The organism is Pseudomonas sp. AC136, from assembly GCF_979258585.1.
The window spans coordinates 3,569,874-3,587,830 of the sequence record NZ_OZ409865.1; the positions used below are offsets into that span (position 1 = coordinate 3,569,874).

General features: G+C 60.7%; 17 protein-coding genes and 1 riboswitch. Of the genes, 6 read left to right on the forward strand and 11 right to left on the reverse strand.

Going from position 1 to position 17,957, the window contains the following annotated elements; genetic code table 11:
* Positions 1-54 precede the first annotated feature (54 nt).
* The 6 genes from ACZZZU_RS15810 to ACZZZU_RS15835 all read right to left on the reverse strand — a co-directional run bounded on the left by ACZZZU_RS15810 (position 55) and on the right by ACZZZU_RS15835 (position 6,224).
* Positions 55-1,086, reverse strand: coding sequence for a histone deacetylase family protein (locus ACZZZU_RS15810; protein ID WP_463551144.1), 1,032 nt, complete (start codon positions 1,084-1,086; stop codon positions 55-57).
* A 147-nt stretch (positions 1,087-1,233) separates the two neighbouring features.
* The gene (locus ACZZZU_RS15815) at positions 1,234-2,280 is read right to left on the reverse strand and encodes an ABC transporter substrate-binding protein (RefSeq protein WP_122497644.1); all 1,047 of its coding nucleotides are present in this window, start codon (positions 2,278-2,280) and stop codon (positions 1,234-1,236) included.
* A 34-nt stretch (positions 2,281-2,314) separates the two neighbouring features.
* Positions 2,315-3,103, reverse strand: coding sequence for an ABC transporter permease (locus tag ACZZZU_RS15820; RefSeq protein ID WP_463536173.1), 789 nt, complete (start codon positions 3,101-3,103; stop codon positions 2,315-2,317).
* Positions 3,100-4,014: an ABC transporter permease gene (locus ACZZZU_RS15825; RefSeq protein ID WP_463551145.1), complete on the reverse strand. Its 915-nt coding sequence runs from the start codon at positions 4,012-4,014 to the stop codon at positions 3,100-3,102. The genes ACZZZU_RS15820 and ACZZZU_RS15825 overlap by 4 nt, the downstream gene beginning before the upstream one ends.
* On the reverse strand, positions 4,011-5,066 hold the full coding sequence (locus ACZZZU_RS15830; RefSeq protein ID WP_463551146.1) for an ABC transporter ATP-binding protein: 1,056 nt from the start codon (positions 5,064-5,066) through the stop codon (positions 4,011-4,013). Before ACZZZU_RS15830 ends, ACZZZU_RS15825 begins: the two co-directional genes overlap by 4 nt.
* 141 nt (positions 5,067-5,207) lie before the next feature.
* Positions 5,208-6,224, reverse strand: coding sequence for an AraC family transcriptional regulator (locus tag ACZZZU_RS15835; RefSeq protein WP_463384473.1), 1,017 nt, complete (start codon positions 6,222-6,224; stop codon positions 5,208-5,210).
* Positions 6,225-6,364: 140 nt separating this feature from the next.
* Between ACZZZU_RS15835 and ACZZZU_RS15840 the strand changes: the two genes are divergently transcribed.
* From ACZZZU_RS15840 to ACZZZU_RS15850, 3 genes are all read left to right on the forward strand, one after another.
* Entirely contained in the window at positions 6,365-7,282 is a 918-nt protein-coding gene (locus ACZZZU_RS15840; protein WP_463551147.1) for an SdiA-regulated domain-containing protein, read from the forward strand.
* 192 nt (positions 7,283-7,474) lie between these two features.
* Entirely contained in the window at positions 7,475-8,029 is a 555-nt protein-coding gene (locus ACZZZU_RS15845; RefSeq protein WP_122497633.1) for a cytochrome b, read from the forward strand.
* A gap of 30 nt (positions 8,030-8,059) precedes the next feature.
* Positions 8,060-8,650 (forward strand): YceI family protein, encoded by a 591-nt coding sequence (locus tag ACZZZU_RS15850; RefSeq protein ID WP_122497631.1) that lies wholly within the window; start codon positions 8,060-8,062, stop codon positions 8,648-8,650.
* Positions 8,651-8,847: 197 nt separating this feature from the next.
* Here the strand turns inward: ACZZZU_RS15850 and ACZZZU_RS15855 are convergent, their stop codons facing one another.
* The 3 genes from ACZZZU_RS15855 to ahcY form a co-directional block, all read right to left on the reverse strand.
* Entirely contained in the window at positions 8,848-10,767 is a 1,920-nt protein-coding gene (locus ACZZZU_RS15855; protein ID WP_463384476.1) for a DEAD/DEAH box helicase, read from the reverse strand.
* A 363-nt stretch (positions 10,768-11,130) separates the two neighbouring features.
* On the reverse strand, positions 11,131-11,976 hold the full coding sequence (gene metF / locus ACZZZU_RS15860) for a methylenetetrahydrofolate reductase [NAD(P)H] (protein ID WP_463384477.1): 846 nt from the start codon (positions 11,974-11,976) through the stop codon (positions 11,131-11,133).
* Between the two features lie 112 nt (positions 11,977-12,088).
* Positions 12,089-13,483 (reverse strand): adenosylhomocysteinase, encoded by a 1,395-nt coding sequence (gene ahcY / locus ACZZZU_RS15865; RefSeq protein WP_463551148.1) that lies wholly within the window; start codon positions 13,481-13,483, stop codon positions 12,089-12,091.
* A 21-nt stretch (positions 13,484-13,504) separates the two neighbouring features.
* A riboswitch (S-adenosyl-L-homocysteine riboswitch) is annotated at positions 13,505-13,622 on the reverse strand.
* 178 nt (positions 13,623-13,800) lie between these two features.
* Here ahcY and ACZZZU_RS15870 point away from each other — a divergent pair.
* The 3 genes from ACZZZU_RS15870 to ACZZZU_RS15880 all read left to right on the forward strand — a co-directional run bounded on the left by ACZZZU_RS15870 (position 13,801) and on the right by ACZZZU_RS15880 (position 15,220).
* Complete coding sequence (locus tag ACZZZU_RS15870; RefSeq protein ID WP_122497623.1) at positions 13,801-14,205, forward strand: hotdog domain-containing protein; 405 nt, start codon at positions 13,801-13,803, stop codon at positions 14,203-14,205.
* A 104-nt stretch (positions 14,206-14,309) separates the two neighbouring features.
* The gene (locus tag ACZZZU_RS15875) at positions 14,310-14,696 is read left to right on the forward strand and encodes an MAPEG family protein (RefSeq protein WP_463384478.1); all 387 of its coding nucleotides are present in this window, start codon (positions 14,310-14,312) and stop codon (positions 14,694-14,696) included.
* 74 nt (positions 14,697-14,770) lie between these two features.
* Positions 14,771-15,220, forward strand: a complete 450-nt coding sequence (locus ACZZZU_RS15880) for a c-type cytochrome (RefSeq protein ID WP_463551149.1) — start codon at positions 14,771-14,773, stop codon at positions 15,218-15,220.
* Here ACZZZU_RS15880 and ACZZZU_RS15885 read toward each other — a convergent pair whose 3' ends face one another.
* Together ACZZZU_RS15885 and ligB are read right to left on the reverse strand one after the other, a co-directional pair.
* Positions 15,221-15,625, reverse strand: a complete 405-nt coding sequence (locus ACZZZU_RS15885) for a DUF1090 domain-containing protein (RefSeq protein ID WP_463384479.1) — start codon at positions 15,623-15,625, stop codon at positions 15,221-15,223.
* A 114-nt stretch (positions 15,626-15,739) separates the two neighbouring features.
* Positions 15,740-17,416 (reverse strand): NAD-dependent DNA ligase LigB, encoded by a 1,677-nt coding sequence (ligB, locus tag ACZZZU_RS15890; protein WP_463551150.1) that lies wholly within the window; start codon positions 17,414-17,416, stop codon positions 15,740-15,742.
* Positions 17,417-17,957 lie beyond the last annotated feature (541 nt).

The window sequence follows — 17,957 nt, forward strand, 5'->3', positions numbered from 1 at the left end:
AGCCCGCCCTGGCATTGCACCGGGGCGGGCTTTTTTATGGCTGACACACCGCGCTTAGGCGACGCTTTCGAACCCTTGCAGCACGTTGATGGCGTTGATGCCGATCTCCTCGACCGCGTAGCCGCCCTCCATAACGAACAACGTCTGCAAGCCGAGCTTGCCGATGATTTCGCCCATGCGCAGGTAATCGGGGCTGTCGAGTTTGAACTGCGAAATGGGATCGGACTTGTATGTGTCCACGCCCAGCGACACCACCAACGCATCCGGCGCGTAGGCCTGAATTTGCCGGCAGGCGTCGGCCAGGGCCAGGCTCCACACCGACCAATCGCTGCCCTCGGCCAGTGGGTAATTGATGTTGAAGCCGCAGCCGACGCCGGCGCCTTTCTCGTCGGCGAAACCGAGGAAATAGGGATACTCGAACCGTGGGTCGCCGTGAATCGAGGTGAACAGCACGTCGGCGCGCTCGTAGAAAATATCCTGCGTGCCGTTGCCGTGGTGGTAATCCACGTCCAGCACGGCCACGCGCTTGGCGCCCAGGTCGAGCAAGGCCTGCACGGCAATGGCGGCGTTGTTCAGGTAGCAATAACCGCCCATGTAGTCAGCGGCCGCGTGGTGACCTGGCGGCCGGCAAAGAGAAAACACCCCGCGCGCGCCTTTCGCCAGTTCGGCCTGGCCGGTCAGGGCGACGTTGGCCGAACTTAGAATCGCCTGCCAGGTGCCAGCCGTAATCGGCGCGCCGGCATCAAACGAGTAGTAGCCCAGACGACCGTCGATGGCCGTCGGTTCTACCTGACGCAGGCGCCGGGTCGGCCAGGCGATGGGCAGCATGTCGTGCTGGCGGCCGATGGCTTGCCAGTCGCTCCAGGCGTTCTGCAGAAAGCGCACAAAGCCCTCGGTGTGCACACGGCGAATCGGCGCCAAGCCGAAATCCAGCGGCGCGTGTACATCGCCCAGGCCAACGGATTTGGCGCGATCGAGCACCATGTCGGCGCGGCTGGGCATCTCAAAACACGGCGTGAACTGGCCGCCGATCAACTCGTACTTGCCGTGGTGCAGGTGATGGTCGTCGCTATAAATCGTCAGCATGGGAGTGCCCTCAGGAGCAGGCCTGTGAAAGAGGGTTTGTCGTTATGGTTTTTCCTGTAGGAGCGGCTTTAGCCGCGATGCTCTTAGATCACGAGCATCGCGGCTAAAGCCGCTCCTACAGGGATCACCGCAGGCGCGGTTTTCGGCTTATTTCTTCAACTTGGTCCACACCTTGGCGCGCAGGGCCAGGGCTTTGGGGGAGCAGAGTTCGAAGGGTTTCAGGCGGTCGAGTTTGTCGGCCGGGGTGTTGATGGCCGGGTCGTCGAACAGTTCTTTGTCCATGAACTTATCCGAGCCTTCGATGGCGTTGTTGTACTTGGCGAAGTTGGAGGCGGCCGCGATGTTTTCCGGTTTCATCATCCAGTTGATGAAGGCGTGGGCTTCGGCCACGTTGGTGGCGTCCTTGGGAATGGCGAAGTTGTCGATAAACACCCGAATGCCTTCTTTCGGGTACACGTACGTCAGGCTCGCGCGCTGGGCCTGGGCGCGGTGGAAGGCGCCGTTCCATTGCTGGTGCATCGTCACTTCACCGGCGGCCATGCGCTCGATAGTGCCGTCGCTGTTGTACATGGCCAGGGAAGGTTTCTGCTTAAGCAGCAGGTCCTGAATTTTCTGCGCAGCTTTCGGGTCTTCGGTGCACTGGTCGATGCCCAGGTAGAACGCAGCCGGCACGAACAGTTCTTCAATCGAATTCAACGCCACGACTTTGCCTTTCAGTTCGGGGTCGGGCTCGAAGAAGGGCTTCCAGCTTTCTTCCAGTTTGCCGCCCGGCACCTTGGCGGTGTCGTAGCTGTAACCCGTGGTGCCCCACAGGTACGGCACGCTGTAGTCGTGGCCCGGATCGAAGCTCAGGGTTTTGAAGGTGTCTTTAAGGAGGGCGAGGTTGGTGAGCTTGCTCTTGTCGAACTTCTGCAGCAGGTCTTCTTTGACCATGATTTCGATAAAGCTGTCCGAGGGCACCACCACGTCGTACGCGCCGCCGCCGGCTTTGAGTTTGGCCAGCAGGGTTTCGTTGGAGTCGTAGGCGTCGAGCGTGGCCTTGATGCCGGTGTCGGCTTCGAATTTTTTCAGCAGCTCTGGCGGGTAGTAGTCCGACCAGTTGGCGAAGTGCAGCGTGCCGGCGGCCTGAGCCGAGGTGGCGATGCCCATGGCGCATAGCAGGGACAACGCGAGCGAGGTGGTGCGAACGTGCATGGCAAAGCTCCTTGCTGGACTTTTTTAGAGAGCGTTAGCGTTTGCGCTGACCCACGTAATACGACAGCGCCACAAACGCGATGGAAATCACCAGGATGATCGACGAGATCGCATTGATCTTCGGCGAGATACCCATGCGAATCGAACTGAAGATGTACACCGGCAACGTGGTGGCGCCGGCGCCGGCCACGAAGTAGGTGATCACGAAGTCGTCCATGGAAATGATGAACGCCAGCATCGCCCCGGAAACGATGCCCGGACTGAGCAGCGGAAACGTCACTTTCCAGAACGCCTTCCACGGCGAGGCGTAGAGGTCGGCGGCGGCTTCGAGCAGGTACGGATTCATGCCTTCGAGGCGGGCGCGAATCGGCAGGTACGCAAACGGAATGCAGAACACGACGTGGGCAATGAGGATGGTGAACAGGCTCAGTTTCAGGCCGATAAACGAGAAGAACATCAGCGTCGACACTGCCGTGACAATCTCCGGCACCAACAGCGGCAAGCCGAGCACGCCGCTCATTAAGGTTTGCCCACGAAAGGCACGACCGCGCATGCCCAGCGCCGCTAATGTCGCCAGCGACGTGGCAATCAAGGTGGCGAGCGTGGCGACGATCAGCGAGTTCTTCGCCGCGCGCACCACCTCCGCATCGTTGGCGACCACGCTGTACCACTTCAGGCTGAAACCGTCCCACAGCGTTGCCGATTGCCCGCCGTTAAAGCTGAGGACCACCAGCACCACAATCGGCAGGTACAGAAAAATAAAGAAGAACCACGCCGCCGGCCGCATGCCCGCGAAGCGCCACAACGGATTGCGCGTGTTCATGGATGCCCCCCGGCAGTGCCCGGCTTGAAGCGCAGGCTGTACACCAGCATGGCCAGCAACACGAAACTGAGCAGCGCAAACGACAGCGCGGCGCCGAGCGGCCAGTTATGCGAGCTGCCGAATTGCAACTGGATAAGGTTGCCGATCATCAGGGTTTTGCCGCCCCCGAGCAGCTCGGGAATGATGTAGTTACCCAGCGAGGGAATGAACACCAGAATGCTGCCGGCAACGATGCCCGGCATGGCCAGCGGCACGATGATGCGTTTGAGCGCATGAAAGCGATTGGCGCCCAGGTCAAACGCGGCCTCGACCAGGCGCCAGTCCATTTTTTCCAGGCTGGTGTAAATCGGCAGCACCATAAACGGCAGGTAGGTATAGAGCAGCCCGATGATCACGGCGTTGTCGGTGTACAGCAGCCCCAAGCCATGTTGGGTGATGCCCAGGCCTTGCAGCCCTTCGTCCACCAGCCCGCCGTTGCGCAGCAGCAACATCCAGGCATAGGCGCGCACCAGCAGGTTGGTCCAGAACGGCACGGTCACCAGAAAAAGCAGCAGGTTGCGTTTGCGCTCGCTCTGCAACGCCAGGTACAGCGCGGTGGGGAAACCGATCAGCAGACACCCGGCGGTGGTCAGGATCGACAGCCAGAACGAGCGCTGAAAGATCTCCAGGTAGTCGGTGTTGAACACCAACACGTCATCCAGATCGCGCTCGTAGAAGAAATTGCGGTACGCCTCCAGGGAATACTCGCCCCACTTCACCCCGCCGTACTCGCCGGATTGCAGGATCGACACCACAAACATGATGCCCAGCGGCAGCAGCATGAACACCAGCAACGTGAGCATGGCCGGCGTGCTGAGCAGCAGGCGGCGGCCCAGTTGGCGGCGTTCGGCCAACAGCCGTGGCGTACTCATTCGACCAGCACCTTGATGGCGGCGCTGGGCACCTGCACCCGCACCTTGTCGCCGACCTGATAGCCGCCAAGTGCGCCGTCGCGGTTCTGCTGGCGCACGCGGAAGCCGCCTTGGCCGGCGACGTCCAGGTGGTACACGGTGTCGGTGCCGACATACACCACGTTCTCGACCTCGCCGAGCAACTGACCGTCGGCGGCCAGGCTCACCCGCTCCGGGCGTATGGCCAGGGTGACCGGGCCGCGATGTTCGGTGAGCGTGCTGAGCAACTGACCGTCGCTCAGCTTCACGCCGTCGTCGCTGGCCTCGGCCGTTAAGAAGTTGGTCTCGCCAATAAAGTCGGCCACGGTGCGGTTGGCCGGTGCTTCGTAGATTTCGGTCGGCGTGCCCACCTGCAAGATGCGGCCCTTGCTCATGACCGCGATGCGGTCGGACATGGTCAGCGCTTCTTCCTGATCGTGGGTCACGAAGATAAAGGTGATGCCGGTTTCGCTCTGCAAACGCTTGAGCTCGATCTGCATGTCCTTGCGCAGCTTCTGATCCAGCGCCGACAACGACTCATCCAGCAGCAACACCTTCGGCCGATTGGCCAGAGCGCGGGCCAGGGCGATGCGTTGCTGCTGGCCGCCGGAAAGCTGGTCGGCACGGCGTGCGCCCACATCCGGCAGCTTTACCAGGGCCAACATGCGGGTCACGGTTTCGCTGATTTCCGCCTTGCTCAGCCCGCGCATTTCCAAACCGAAGGCGATGTTTTGCGCCACCGTCATGTGGGGAAACAGCGCGTAGCTTTGGAAAACGGTATTCACCGGGCGGCGAAAGGGCGGCAAGTCCTGCATGGCTTCGCCGTATAAGCGAATGGTGCCGGCGCTGGGTTGTTCGAAGCCGGCGATCAGGCGCAGCAACGTGGTTTTGCCGCAGCCAGAAGGGCCGAGCAGGGTGAAGAATTCGTTGGACTGGATTTCCAGAGAAACCGTATCGAGGGCTTTGACGCCCTGACCAGGGTCGCCGAATTCCATGCTGAGCTGCTCAATGCTGATGGCGCTGGAATTTCCCATAGAGTTCTATAACCCGTTGTTATTGTTGGCTTTTAGCACATACGAAACGGCTGCCAAGCGTGTCTTCGATTCTGTCAGCGTGACCCGCAGGGCAGAACGATAGAAACGGTCAAAAGGGGATAGATGCGGCCAAGTTGGCTGCTAACGTCTATACACGCTAGGCGTCTGCCCGCTCCAGCGCAAAAACGCATGGCGAAAACTGGCGGTTTCGCTGTAGCCCAACTGCTCGGCGATCAGGTAAATGGGCAGGTCGGTTTGCATCAGCAGTTGGCGCGCCTTGTCGTAACGCACTTCGTCGAGCAGACGTTGGTAACTGGTGTTCATGCGCGTGAGATGGCGGCGCAGGGTGCGAGCGCTGCGGTGCAATTGGTTGGCCACACGTTCCAGGCTGCTGGCCTCACGCATGTTGCTGCTCAGGTGCTGACGAATCTGCTCGAGCACATCCTGACCACTGTCCAGTTGCGCGGCGAGTTTCAGGCATTGCTGCACGCCGTAATGGCAGCTCACCGGGTCGGCCAGCGGCAGCTCGCGGTCGAGCAGGGCGGCGCTGAAGCACAAGGTATTCACCGGCTCACCAAACTCCACCGGGCAGCCGAACAACTGCGTGTAGGAATGTGCATGCAAGGGCGGGCGGTAGGAGAAATGCACGCTGCGCGGGCGCACCGCTTCGCCCAACAGGTCGCGAATCACCGTGAGCAACGACATCAAACACAGCTCGGTGTTGAACACCGTCAGCTCTGGCGCATAGCGATAACCGCGCGCGACCAGGCGAGCCTCGTCGCCGTCTTCTTCCAGGTGCAATTTGAAATACGTGCCCAGCAGGGTCGGTTGGGCCATCGCCAGGTTGAGCGCGTCGCGCAATGTGCGGCTGGCGAGCATGCTGTAGCCGAGGATGCCGTAGGCCGACACGTGCATACGCAGGCCCATCGAGAGCCCGAGCGCCGGGTCGCGGGTGCATTGAATGGCGTTGGCGAACACGCGCAGCTCTTGCGCGGGGCTGATGAGCTTTTCCGGGGTTTCCAGGTCGGCGCTGCTCAGGCCGCTGTCGTGCAGCAAACGCTGGCGAGGGATGCCGGTTTCGCTGAGCTGGCTGACGGCCAGGGCGATGGTGTGAAGGGTGGTGCGTGCGCGGTCTTCGGGAAGTAATGACAAGCCCATATTTCTGCCCTTGATGCTTCTTCTTGTAACGCCAGTGCGGCGAACTGCAACCGGCGTGCACGGTTAAGTTTCAATTCAGCATGGCTGTGCTATTTCTAGCGCCCGTTTTCTGCCCCGCCACCTTTTGCGAGAACCCCCTGATGCGTCGTCTGCTGACCTTGAAGTACCTGCTGGGAGCCGTGGTGCTCGGCGCATTGATCGTCCTGGCAGCGGCTGCGCAGGAGTTTCGGCTGTTCGAACGGGCCTGGTTTCAGGTGCAAGAATGGCGCCATGGCGAAGCGTGGCAAGCGCGCTCGCTGTGGCTGCCGGCGTATCGGGTGAGCGTTGAGGCCATGCCCATCAAGGGCCTGGATGACGATGTGTCGGCCCTGACCTACGACCCCGACCGCAACACGCTTTTCACCGTGACCAACCAGCGCTCGGAAATTATCGAACTGTCGCTGGCCGGCGACGTGCTACGGCGCATCCCGCTGCTGGGCTTTGGCGACCCTGAAGCGATCGAATACATCAGCCCTGGCGTGTATGTCATCACCGACGAGCGCCGCCAACGTTTGATCAGTGTGCAGTTGGATGAAACCTCAACGCCAGTACGCGCCGACGACGCCCAGCAGCTCTCCCTCGGCCTGGGCCCCAGTGGCAACAAAGGCTTTGAAGGCCTGGCCTACGACGCCAAAGGCCAGCGCCTATTTGTGGCCAAGGAGCGCGACCCGGTGCGCATCTATGAGGTGCACGGGTTCCCCCACACCAATGTCGACCGCCCCTTCGCCGTGCACGTGGTAGACGATCCCCAACGGGACGCCGGGCTGTTTGTGCGCGACCTGTCGAGTCTGGATTTCGACATGCCCACCGGGCATTTGCTGGCGCTGTCGGATGAGTCGCGGCTGGTGATCGAGCTGGACACCGACGGCAAGCCGATCAGCACGTTGTCTTTGTTGCGCGGCCAGAGTGGGCTGAAGAAAACCGTGCCCCAGGCGGAGGGCATTGCCAGCGATAACGCGGGCAATCTGTACATCGTCAGCGAGCCGAATCTGTTTTATGTGTTCAAGAAGGAAGAATAAAGGCCGCCGACGCGCCGGGGGGTTAACGGGCGAGCAGGGGCGGACTTACAGCCAATTGCTGACGCTTCGACGTTTAGTTTGCACGGTCGCGAACCGATCGTATTTCCCGATATTTCAAAGCAGAATTTTTCGCTTTAACTCGATAGATTAACCGCTAGTCTTAGCCCACTGCTTTTTTAGGGAACCCCTTACATGCAACTGCGCAACTCCCCTTCCCGTTATGGTCTGGTCAGCATTGTTTTGCACTGGGGCATCGCATTAGCGGTATTTGGATTGTTCGGTTTGGGCCTGTGGATGGTCACGCTCGATTATTACAGCCCCTACAACCACTCCGCCCCGGCGCTGCATAAAAGCATCGGCCTGACCCTGCTGGGTTTGATGATCGTGCGTTTGCTATGGCGCTTTATCAGTCCGGCCCCGGCGACGCTAAGCAGCTACAGCCGCGCCACCCGCTTGGGCGCCAAGCTCGGCCATGGCGCCTTGTACCTGTTGTTGTTCGCCGTGCTGATCGCCGGCTACCTGATTTCCACCGCCGATGGCCGCCCCATCGAGGTGTTCGGTTTGTTCGCTGTGCCCGCCACTTTGACCAGCATTCCTGACCAGGAAGATCTGGCCGGCGCGGTGCACTTGTACCTGGCGTGGGCCTTGGTAATTTTTGCCGGGGTTCACGCGTTAGCAGCTTTAAAGCACCACTTTATTGATCACGATGTAACCCTGACCCGCATGTTTGGCCGTCGCGCCGACTAGCTCTCTCACTGCACAAGAAGGACTTACGCAATGTTCAACGCAACCCTGAAAAAATCCCTGGCCGCTCTGGCACTCGGCACCGCAATGCTCAGCGCTGGGCACGCCATGGCCGACGACTACGCCATCGACAAAACCGGTCAGCACGCCTTCATCGATTTCAAAATCAGCCACCTGGGTTACAGCTACATCTACGGCACGTTCAAAGATTGGGACGGCTCGTTCAGCTTTGATGCTAAGAACCCGGAAGCCAGCAAAATCAACGTAACGCTGAAAACCACCAGCGTTGACACCAACCACGCCGAGCGCGACAAGCACATCCGCACCGCCGACTTCCTCGACGTGTCGAAATTCCCGGAAGCCAAGTTCGTATCCACCTCGGTTAAATCGACTGGCGAAGGCAAGGCCGACGTGACTGGCGACCTGACCCTGCACGGCGTGACCAAGCCGGTTGTGATCAAGGCAACCTTCCTCGGCGAAGGCAAAGACCCATGGGGCGGCTACCGCGCCGGCTTCGAAGGCACCACCACCATCAAGCTGAAAGATTTCGACATCCAGAAAGACCTGGGCCCGAAATCCCAAGAGCTGGAACTGCAGATCTCGTTTGAAGGTGTAAAGAAGTAAGGGTTTAACCGCCCATAAAAAACGCCGGCTGATGCCGGCGTTTTTTATGGGCGCAGCTTTTATAAAAGCTCGCGCAGAACCTGTGGGAGCGGCTTTAGCCGCGATGCTTTTTATCACACACATCGCGCCCAATCGAAATGTCAGGCCCAAACAAAAACACCGGCACAGGGCCGGTGTTTTTGTTGTAACGCTGAGCCTTAGCCTTCGCGGTTACGGGTCAGCAATGCCGGTTTCTCGCCACGATTGCGGCTCGGCAGTTTGTCCAATTGCTCCAGCTGCTCGGGCGTCAAGGTGCGGTCTATTTTCGACTCCTTGTGCACGATCACTGGCTGGTGCTGTGGCTCGCGCGGACCGCGAACGGCCGGTTCCTGACGCAAGGCGTCGGGGCGGGCGCGCGACTCGTCGCGACGGGGTTGGCCGCCGCTGCGTTGCGGGCGTTTACCCTGGGCATTAGCGCCACCGCCACTGCGTTGGCCTTGCGGTTTTGCTTGACCCTGCGGACGGGGCGATTGGCCCCGTGGCGGCTGGCCAGCGGCGCGCGGTGCGCTAGGCGCCGCGCCAGCAGCGGCCGGCTTGCGGCCACGGTTCTGCTGACGATTGCCCTGGTTCGGGCTGACGTAGTCGGCGCGGTTACCGAAGTTATCGATTTCGTCGTCGAGAAACTCATCCGGCGCGCGATCCGCTGGCACGGGTGGCACCACCGCCGCAGCGCTGCTGGTGCGTGGCTGACGGGGTTCGTTGCTGCGAGGCTGACCCTGGCGCGGCTGTTGCTGACGGCCCGGGTTGGCTGGCTTGTCGCGGCCCTGGGCGGCGGGTTTGTCTTTGCCGTCCTTGCCTTTGTCTTTACGCCCGCTGCCACGACGATCACCGCCGCCGCCACCGCCTGGTTTGTTCGGATCACGCGGGCCACGGCCACGGTTCTGACCTTCAGGGCGCTCGCGCACTTCCGGTTTTTCCGCTTCCACGGTGCTGGCATCAAAGCCCATCAGGTCGCCGTCGGCGATTTTCTGCTTGGTCATGCGCTCAATGCCTTTGAGCAATTTCTCTTCATCCGGCGCGACCAGCGAAATGGCCTCACCGCTGCGACCGGCACGGCCGGTACGGCCGATGCGGTGCACGTAATCTTCTTCAACGTTGGGCAGTTCGAAGTTGACCACGTGGGGCAACTGGTCGATGTCCAGACCGCGAGCGGCGATGTCGGTAGCAACCAGCACACGTACGGCGTTGGCTTTGAAATCAGCCAGGGCCTTGGTGCGCGCGTTCTGGCTTTTGTTGCCGTGAATCGCCACAGCCGGCAGGCCGTGTTTGTCGAGGTACTCGGCCAGACGGTTGGCGCCGTGTTTGGTGCGGGTGAACACCAGCACCTGTTCCCACGCGCCAGCGGTAATCAAGTGGGCGAGCAGGGCGCGCTTGTGGTTGGACTGCAGGCGGAACACCCGTTGCTCGATGCGCTCGACCGTGGTGTTGGGCGGCGTCACTTCAATGCGCTCGGGGTTATGCAGCAGCTTGCCGGCGAGGTCGGTGATGTCTTTGGAGAACGTCGCCGAGAACAGCAGGTTCTGACGCTTGGACGGCAAGCGCGCCAGCACCTTTTTCACGTCATGGATAAAGCCCATGTCGAGCATACGGTCGGCTTCGTCGAGCACCAGAATCTCAACGTGCGAGAGGTCGACACTGCCTTGGCTGGCCAGATCGAGCAAGCGACCGGGGCAGGCGACGAGTACGTCGACACCGCGAGCCATGGCTTGCACCTGCGGGTTCATGCCAACGCCGCCGAAGATGCAGGTCGAGACGAATTTCAGATCGCGGGCATACAGCTTGAAGCTGTCGTGCACTTGCGCGGCCAGCTCGCGGGTGGGCGTCAGCACCAGTACGCGCGGCTGTTTCGGGCCGTGGCGGTGCTCGCGGTCCGGATGACCATTGGGGAACAAGCGCTCGAGGATGGGTAAGGCGAAGCCACCGGTTTTGCCGGTGCCCGTCTGGGCGGCAACCATCAGATCGCGACCTTGCAACACGGCGGGAATGGCCCGCTGTTGCACTGGAGTGGGCTCGGTGTAGCCAGCAGCCTCGACGGCGCGGACTAAAGCCTCGGAGAGACCGAGGGAAGCAAAGGACATGAGTAATCCTGTTTAGTGAGGGCGTGGCCCATAGGGGAAATTCTGCCGTGCATGAAACGCGTTGAGGGCGCGTTCCCGTCCGGTCCTGCGGGCCCTCTAGGGGGGCCGGCGTCCGGGCGTAGCCAGGGAGCCCGGAGTATATACATCAGTGTACGGCTGCGCACTCCTGGCCGTCGGCCATGCTGCGTTGGAGCGAAATAAAAAATGCTCACGTACTTGAGTACGCTGCGCTTTTTGATTTCACTCCGCCTTGCCTGGCCTTAGTCCAGAAGCGCTCTTAATTCGTGTGCTTCGTGTTTCAGCCGCGCGGAATTGACACTTCAATTCCGCGCTTTGTTCATTTGAAGCGCTGCAAACTTTTGCTTAGCGCGGCAGTTTGAGGTTGTTCCACACGGCCAGGCTCGGTTCTGCCTGGTTCAGGGTGTAGAAGTGCAAGCCCGGTGCGCCACCTTGCAGCAGGCGGTCGCACATTTCTGTGATGACCTGCTCGCCGTACGCCTGAATGCTCTCGATGTCGTCGGCGTAAGCCTCCAGCTGTTTGCGAATCCAGCGTGGAATTTCAGCGCCGCAGGCGTCGGAGAAACGCGCGAGTTTGCTGTAGTTGGTGATCGGCATGATGCCCGGCACGATCGGAATGGTGACGCCCATCTTGCGCACGCGCTCGACGAAGTAAAAGTAGCTGTCGGCGTTGAAGAAGTACTGAGTGATCGCGCTGTCGGCGCCGGCTTTGGCCTTGCGCACGAAGTTGGCGATGTCGTCTTCGAAGTTGCGCGCTTGCGGGTGCATTTCCGGGTAGGCGGCGACTTCGATGTGGAAGTGGCTGCCGGTCTCTTCACGGATAAAGCTGACCAGGTCGTTGGCGTGGCGCAGCTCGCCGCTGGCCATACCCATGCCCGATGGCAGGTCGCCGCGCAGGGCGACGATGCGTTTGATGCCCGCATCCTGGTATTGCTTGAGCAGGGCGCGCAGTTCGGCCTTGCTGTCGCCCACGCAGGACAGGTGCGGTGCGGTCGGCACCTTCACGTCGCTGTCCAGTTGCAGCACGGTGTTGATCGTGCGGTCGCGGGTCGAACCACCGGCACCGTAGGTGCAGGAGAAGAAATCGGGGTTGTAGCCAGCCAGCACGCGGGCAGTGGCTAACAGTTTTTCATGCCCAGCGTCGGTCTTGGTCGGGAAGAACTCGAAGCTGTAGCGACGTTCTTTGCTCATTTAAAAGTGCTCTCGGAAACGCTGGCGAATGGTCGACAGGCCCGGCTTCCAATCGGAAAGCGCGAGCCTGTACTTCGCGGCAAAGCGCCCGCGGGTGCGGGCGCCGGGCACATCAGTAGCGGTAGGCGTGTGGCTTGAACGGGCCTTCCTGCGGCACGCCGATGTAGTCGGCTTGCGTTTTGGTCAGCTTGGTCACAACGCCGCCGAAACCCTTGACCATTTCCAGGGCCACTTCTTCGTCGAGTTTCTTCGGCAGCACTTCCACAGTCAGGCGCTCAGCTTTTTCAGCCGGCGACAGGTCGGCGTACTTCTGGCCGAACAGGAAGATTTGCGCCAGAACCTGGTTGGCGAACGAACCGTCCATGATGCGGCTCGGGTGGCCGGTGGCGTTGCCCAGGTTAACCAGGCGGCCTTCGGCGAGCAGAATCAGGTAGTCATCGTTGTGCGGATCGAAGCTGCCAGCGCCGGTGCGGTGAACCTTGTGCACCTGTGGCTTCACTTCTTCCCATGCCCAGTTTTTGCGCATGAAAGCGGTGTCGATCTCGTTGTCGAAGTGACCGATGTTGCAGACCACTGCGCGTTTTTTCAGGGCGGTGAGCATGTTGCTGTCGCAGACGTTGACGTTACCGGTAGTGGTCACGATCAAGTCGATTTTGCCCAGCAGTTGTTTGTCGATGCTGGCGGCGGTGCCGTCGTTGTTGCCATCGATAAACGGCGAAACCACTTCAAAGCCGTCCATGCAGGCTTGCATGGCGCAGATCGGGTCCACTTCGGTGACCTTGACGATCATGCCTTCCTGACGCAGCGACTGAGCCGAGCCTTTGCCCACGTCGCCGTAGCCGATGACCAGCGCTTGCTTGCCGGACAACAGGTGGTCGGTGCCGCGCTTGATGGCGTCGTTCAGGCTGTGACGGCAGCCGTACTTGTTGTCGTTCTTGCTCTTGGTCACCGAGTCGTTGACGTTGATGGCCGGGATTTTCAGCTCGCCCTTGGCCAGCATGTCCAGCAGACGGTGTACGCCGGTGGTGGTTTCTTCGGTCACGCCGTGAATCTTGTCGAGCATGGCCGGGTATTTCTTGTGGATGATTTCGGTCAGGTCGCCGCCGTCGTCGAGAATCATGTTGGCGTCCCACGGCTGGCCATCTTTGAGGATGGTTTGCTCGATGCACCACTCGTACTCTTGCTCGGTTTCACCTTTCCAGGCGAACACCGGAATGCCGGCAGCAGCGATGGCAGCAGCGGCTTGGTCTTGGGTGGAGAAAATGTTGCAGGACGACCAGCGTACTTCGGCACCCAGGGCAACCAGGGTTTCGATCAGCACGGCAGTCTGAATGGTCATGTGGATGCAGCCGATGATCTTCGCGCCTTTCAGCGGCTGCTCGCCGGCGTACTTGTGGCGCAGGCCCATCAGGGCTGGCATTTCGGATTCGGCGATGATGGTTTCGCGACGGCCCCAAGCGGCCAGGGAAATATCGGCGACTTTATAGTCGGTAAAAGCAGCGCTCATGCTGTAACTCCATTCGTGGTGTGCGAATGGGCGCCGTTGATGCGTTTTAACAGCCAGCGAATGGCTGTTCTCTACGCCCTGCTCGAGCCTGACAGGCCACTTCGCGACGGAAGAACCTGCTGCAGCGCCCCTCGAACAGGTGGCGGGAGCGACCCACAATCCAGGGGGCCACTTTGAAGCTGGGGGATTATAGCTGCGCTGGCGAGCTTGCCCAAGGCTTTCTGTCGCAATGGGCTATAGCCACTATTAACAGCGTTGTTGCGACAGCCTCGCATCGCTTCTGCCATGCTGCGGGCGTTCTAACACGAGGAGCAGGTATGAACTTCCACACACGCAAATGGGTGAAGCCCGAAGACCTCAACCCCAACGGCACCTTGTTCGGCGGCAGCTTGCTGAAGTGGATCGACGAGGAAGCGGCGATCTACGCGATCATCCAGCTGGGTAGCCAACACGTGGTGACCAAGCTGATTTCGGAAATCAACTTCGTGTCGTCGGCGCGCCAGAGCGACATCATCGAGCTGGGCATCACGGCCACCGCTTTCGGCCGCACGTCGCTGACCATGCGCGCCGAGGTGCGCAACAAGATCACCCGCAAAAGCATCCTGACCATCGACAAGATGGTGTTCGTCAATGTCGATGCCGACGGCAACCCGGCGCCCCATGGCAAAACCGAGATCACCTATATCCGTGACCAGTTCAAGGAAGAGGGCGGTTCGGCCTAAGCCGAGCGATTGACTGATATGCCATTGGCCAGCGCCCGGCTGGTCATGGATTCGGCGCGCGCATCAAGGCAAGCTGCTCGGAACAAAAAAACCGAGGAGTTGCTATGACCGTTGCTTACTGGTGCGTGCTGATTGCGCTGTTTCTTCCCTACCTCTGCACAGGCCTGGCCAAAGGCTTGGGCGGTGGCTTCACACCCAAGCACAACCACGACCCGCGGGCGCTGCAGGCGACCATGAATGGGCCGGCCAAGCGCGCGAACAACGCCCAGCTCAATGGCTTTGAAGTGACGCCGGCATTCGCTGCTGCGGTGATCATCGCGCATCAAATCGGCCATGCCGCACAGACCACCATCGACTTGTTGGCGATCTGGTTTATCGTCAGCCGCATCCTGTACATCATCTGCTACCTGGCCGACTGGGCGCCGATTCGCTCGCTGATATGGGGCGTTGGTATGGCGCTGATCGCGAGCTTTTTCTTCGTCAGCGTCTGACGTCGAAGGTTGGTAATCGGGAGCAAGGCGAGGATACTGGCGGCCGCCGTTGAATAGCCAAAAGTAGCCTCGCCATGATTTCGAAAAAAGCCACTCTCATTATTTTTGCCTGCCTGGCACTTGCCGCTTGCGGTGGCGTTGACCCTAACTCGCCACAGGGCAAGCGTCAGGCCATCTTCAAACAGATGCTCAAAACAGGTGAAGACCTGGGCGGCATGTTGCGCGGCAGGGTGCAGTTCGACAGCGAGAAATTCGCTGCCGGCGCGGTAAAGCTCGACGAGTTGTCCAAGCAGCCTTGGCAGTATTTCCCGCAGGTGCAGGAAACCGACAAAAGCAGCGCCAAGCCCGAAGTTTGGGAAAACCAGGCGCGCTTTCAGGAGCTAGCGAAAAATCTGGAAGCCGCGACGGCAGCCCTCGTCGTCGCCAGCCGGGATCCGGCACTGGACGCGAAGAAACTCGACGCGCCCGTGCAGGCCGTGGAAGACGCCTGTGAAACCTGTCACAAGGCGTTCCGCAATCACTGATCAGCGCTCCAATTGCTTCTTGGCTTCGTCGAGTTCTTTGCGGGCTTCGGCCAGTTTGTTTTTGCGGGAATCGATCTTCTCTGGGTCGCCTTTGGCCATGGCCTTTTGCAGATCGCTTTCGCGGCGTTTCACCTCATGCTGAGCGTCCAACACTTTTTGCTCGCGTGATTTCTCCAACTGCTCATCGGTGCAGTTGTTTTTAACCTGGCTCAATGCCGTTTCCAAACCCGCCTGCTGCGCACTGTTGCCGGCGGCTTTGGCGTGTTCAATTTGCTGCTGGATTTCGTCGCGCTTGGCGGCGCAACCGGTCAGGGTTTTAGTGCTTTCGGCAGCCACAGCCGAGGCGGCGAAAAGGCCAAGCGCGGCCGCTGTGACAAGGTGACGTAAGGCATGTAAAGACAACATTGCAACGCTCCGTTGGCAGTGAATAAGGTCGGCGACCGGACGCTTGCCCGAGGTCGCGATGGCCAGAAGTCTATCCGATAGAAACCGGTCTGTTGGGATGGTGGGCTCGGGTCATCAGAAGCCACCCACACCCGCTGCCTGCAATTTTTCCCGAAACGCATGCACCTGCGGATCGCGGAAAAAAGCCGTCAGTTGCTGTGCGCGCGTTTTGCCAATGCCGGGCTGGTCGAGCCAATCCCGTTCGCTACGCTGCGCGAGCTCGTCCCAGGTGTCAGCCATACTCGCCTCGCCCGTCGGCGGCATCCCCAGCGCTTTCAACCAAGTGGGCAGCGGCTGCTGTAATGCGCTTTGGAAGCTGCCATACAGGTTGCTGGCGCTGCGTTTACCCAAGCCTGGCAGGCCCGCCAGTTCTGCTTCGCTTAAGTCCAACCAATCGAGCAGCCCGCTAACGCGGTTGGCGTTCATTAATTTTTCCCAAGTGCCCGGGCCAACCCCTGCCATCGCCAGGCCTTTTTTGCTGCTCAGCCACTCCAGTCGGGCGCGAAACTGGCTGGCGCAGTCTGGTTCCGGCGTCCAGCAACTCAGCAGGTGATAGCGACTCGCCTCAGGTGGGGCGAGTTCTTCACGGGTTTGCGTATGCCAGGTCACACCTTCAAGGCGCGGAATGGTCAGGCCGGCCAAGGCGATGGCCACCTGATCGCCGGGGCGAATATCCAGGCGGCTCCAGCGCCGTAGGGAGCCGACGCTCACGCGACGGATGGTGCGGTCGTCCAACTGCACCGGTTCCAGGTGCAACACGGGGGTGACGCGGCCGGTGCGGCCGACTTTGAACTCCACCCGCCGCACTTCGGCCAACGCCTGGGCGTAGGGGTATTTCCACGCCACCGCGCTTGCCGGCGGCACGCTTCGCCAGCGCTTGCCGGCGGGCCGGGTTCCCTGGCGGATGACGATGCCATCGCTGGCAAACGGCAGCGGGCTTTGGTACCAGTGCTGGCGCCACTGCTCTATATCGGCGAGGGAATGGGCCGGGTGGGTCAGCTTCACGGTATCGGTAAAGCCCAGGTCAATCAGGCGGTCTAGCCGGGACGGCATATCCAATGGGCCGTTTGGCAGCTCCCACACGAACAAGCCGATGCGCTGACCGTCTGTATCCGACAGCTGTTTGCGATTGAGCAGCCCCGCCACCGTCGCCCTCGCACCCATGCCGCCGCGCTTAGCTTGCACATGGCCAGCGGCCTGCAAATACAGCTCGCCTTGAACCAGCGTCTGCGCTTCGCTGGCATTCAAGCGGGGTGGGATGGCGGGAATGTGTTGCGCGTGGTCGGTCCAGTCCTGGCCGTTGAGCCCGTCGCCGCGGCTGATAACGCGCTGCAGCTGCCCATCGGCATAGATCAGGGTGACCGCCACGCCGTCGACCTTGGGCTGCACCCAAATATCGCTGCGGTGCTTCAACCATTCGCCAACCGCCTGCGCGTTGGGCAGTTTGTTGAGCCCGGTATGGGCGACCGGATGCTCAAGCGGTCCCCCTTGAGTCGGCGTGGTCGCCGGTTCGGCCACCTGAATGGCTGAGAAGCAGGTTCGCCAATCCTGAAGTCGCAGGAGTGTTTGGTCGTAAAGCTCATCGGCAACCGTGACGCGGCCCTGGCGGTAATCCTCGTTCCATTGGCCAATCTGGTCGCTAAGGGCGTTGAGTTCTAGGGCGGCGCGCTCAGGCGCCCACGGCGGGCAGGGCGCAGCGGAACACAGCAGGGGAAGGGTTGAGCAGAGTAGTAAGGCAATCCGTCGCAACATAGCGAACGTCCTGTTCGGATGAGGGCAGTCGGCAGGTTACGGATTGGGAAAATTGTGCCAAGGAGAGCGGGCTGGCGGGGTTGTAGGTTATGGCTGGAAAAGCCACTGTCTTTGCCGCTTGCGGGGGAGTGACGATGATGTTGAGAGAAACCTCCGTCATCCTCGCGAAAGCGGGGATCCAGAATTTTTCGGCGGGCAAAGGACTTGGCACCGCCGACTATTCCACTACGGTCCGAAATTCTGGATTCCCGCCTGCGCGGGAATGACGGTGGTTTTGGGATAGATCTCCGCCACCTTCGCAGAAGTGACGATGATGTTGAGAAAAACCTCCGTCATCCTCGCGAAGGCGGGGATCCAGAATTTTTCGGCGGGCAAAGGACTTGGGACCACCGACTATTCCACTTCGGTCCGGAAGCCTGGATTTCGAGTCGTCGAACCGCCGCCTGCGCGGGAATGACGGGGTTTTTGGGATAGACCTCCGTCGCCTGCGCGGGAATGACGGTGGTTTTGGGATCGACCTCCGTCACCTTCTCCGGAATGA